The sequence below is a fragment of the uncultured Jannaschia sp. genome, from assembly GCF_947494055.1.
GTDB lineage: Bacteria > Pseudomonadota > Alphaproteobacteria > Rhodobacterales > Rhodobacteraceae > Jannaschia.
Window position 1 is genome coordinate 1 of record NZ_CANLTR010000191.1, and the last position, 440, is coordinate 440.

General features: G+C 69.1%; 1 pseudogene. It reads left to right on the plus strand.

Annotated features, from left to right (window positions below):
• Positions 1 to 18 precede the first annotated feature (18 nt).
• A pseudogene (locus tag Q1A87_RS23805) lies at positions 19 to 440 on the plus strand (hypothetical protein); the annotation flags it as partial.

The following is a 440-nucleotide window of genomic DNA, read 5'->3' on the forward strand; positions in this document are numbered from 1 at the left end:
GCAAACGTGACGATCGACATGCCGACGCCGACCATCCGGATCGAGCAGGCGGCCCCCGAGATCATCATCACCATGCCTGACCCCGACGTCTCGGTCGGTGCGGCGCAACCGACAGTCCGTGTCGAGCAGGCCGAGCCGCGCATCTCCATTTCGCAGGCGCCGCCGCAGGTCGATCTCGAACTCGAGCGCGTTGAGGATGGTGCCGAAGGCGGCTTCGAGGTGACCGACAACCGCTCGGGTCAGGCCTACCAGCCCGGCACCGCACCCGAGGCGGTGACCACGGAAGACGCCGAGGTGACCGTCACGCGCGGCGAGCCCGTTGTGACGATGGCCGAGGCGACCGAGGAGGCCAACGTGACCATCGAGCGGTCCGAGCCGACGGTCCGGTTCGAGCAGGCCGATCCGCAGGTCGACGTCACCACGTCCGGCGAGCCGCAGGT